Raw genomic sequence first — 1,943 nt, forward strand, 5'->3', positions numbered from 1 at the left:
GCATTATGCAGTTTTTCCACTTTTTCCTCTGTGCCATCTTCGGCATTGATATAAATCCGGTAGGTGTCCTCACCTAGAACTCCAAGGAATTCATAGCACAATACCTCAGCGTTCAGGTCATTTAATATAACTGCTTTTGTCTGGTCCATAATTTTCAAATTCGGGTTGATTTTCTTTTTTGCTTCTTCTAGTGAAATTCCTGCATCAGGTATTTTCCTTGTTTTATGGGATTTCAGATAATCCTCAGCTGAAAAACCAATTATTTCACCATCATCCAGGGCTACTTTCATTTTAATAGCATCAGGGTAGATCCGGACTCCATCCTGGTTGCCAACGAATGTAAAAACACCGATATTATCATATTGCGCACTCTCGAAAAGATCCAGATTCGTAAATTTGTTTTCCTTCAAAAAAGTGATTGCCTTATTTGAAGCGTCATTAAGGCTTATCACTTGTTTTTTCACATCTCTGTCCAGCAGGAACCAAATAGGGTAGCCACCCTTTTTGGTAATATCCATGCTTGCCTCTAAGTTAGTCTTCGGATCCAGTATGGAGACACTGTAGAATCCGTAATCTGATCCTTTGCCATTCTCTTCTACCTTTACCTTGCCTGCATTACCAAGTGACGCATACCTTCTGGTAATCTTAATAGCATCGTTTTTAGAAATCTTTTTACCTTGCAATTTTTTAAAGTTTTCATCCCTTATTTGCAGATTGATTTGTGCAGGGCCAAAATCGGTTTCAGAGTAACCTTCGACTGTCTTCTCAACAGTTTTAAAGCCGTCAATGATCGTATTGTCCGTTTTTCCCTTTTCCGTCGCTAGTGCAAGCTCTACATCCATCCATCTCAAGTTATTCTTCAAGACCATATGCTGGACTTGTCTTAAGTCCTGCTGTATTTCTCCAGATTGTTTATACAATGTTTTCAGCGTGCTATACTCTTTATCCGTCAATGGTTCTTTGTCCAAATCACGTATCGCCGCTTTATAACTGAAATTACCTATGTTAGCTAAAAATTCTTCTGTTTTATTAAACGGCAAAAGGGTTAAAGGCAGCTGGCCTACATCACCGTGTGCTTGAGAAGTGATCTTCCACACCTCTGCCAGCTGCGGAGATAATGAGCTTCTTGAATTCATTGCCAGTGTCGTGCCGATTTTGTCATTCAACAAGTCAATTTGGTAGGTCAAGTCATGAAAGGCTCTTTGGTAATTATTTTCCGCATTAATGAGAATCGCTGTTTTTTCCCTGTGCTCCTGATAACCCCAATAAGCTGTTCCTGCTATACCTATAACCAGGACAGCAATGGCTATTCCTCTTAGCAAATCAACTCACCTCTATTTACAAAATATATGTTTTCCAATCTTTTTAATTTGCGGCCTAGACCAAATCCAAGCGCTTGTTGCCGTATCAGGATTGAAATAATATAATGCATTGCCTGTAGGGTCCCAACCATTAATGGCATCAAGGACAGCCTTCCTGGCCGTTTCATTGGGAGTCAGCCATATCTGGCCATCAGCAACTGCTGTAAAAGCTCGAGGCTCAAAAATCACTCCTGAAATTGTATTCGGAAAAGTAGCGCTGTCAAGGCGGTTCAAAATGACTGCCGCTACAGCCACCTGTCCTGTATATGGCTCCCCTCTGGACTCTCCGTAAACTGCATTAGCCATCAGCTGGATATCATTTTGCGAAAAACCATTAGGCGTACTGGCTGCAGGCTTAGATGCAGATGTCTGCGGCTTACTTTGGTTTGATTCTCCGCCCCAGGCAATTTTGGCGTTAGGAGTTGCTTTTGCCAGTTTCAGTTTTGTCTGCCACCCTGCAACCCCATCGATCGGCAAACCGAATTCATTCTGAAAATTCCTTAGTGCCCAATAAGTTCCCCAGCCAAAAACACCGTCAATTTTACCGTTATAAAAACCAATATGCTTAAGACGTGACTGGAG

The 1,943-nt window shown here is 41.5% G+C and carries 2 protein-coding genes; both read right to left on the reverse strand.

The annotated features are described in order from the left end of the window. Positions 1–1,322: germination protein YpeB (gene ypeB / locus WB217_RS08060; RefSeq protein WP_423992310.1), on the reverse strand; the 1,322-nt coding region annotated here is incomplete at its 3' end. A 12-nt stretch (positions 1,323–1,334) separates the two neighbouring features. Next, on the reverse strand, positions 1,335–1,943 hold a 609-nt coding region (gene sleB, locus WB217_RS08065; protein WP_423992312.1), incomplete at its 5' end, for a spore cortex-lytic enzyme.

The organism is Mesobacillus sp. (assembly GCF_049588175.1).
Taxonomy (GTDB): domain Bacteria; phylum Bacillota; class Bacilli; order Bacillales; family Cytobacillaceae; genus Mesobacillus.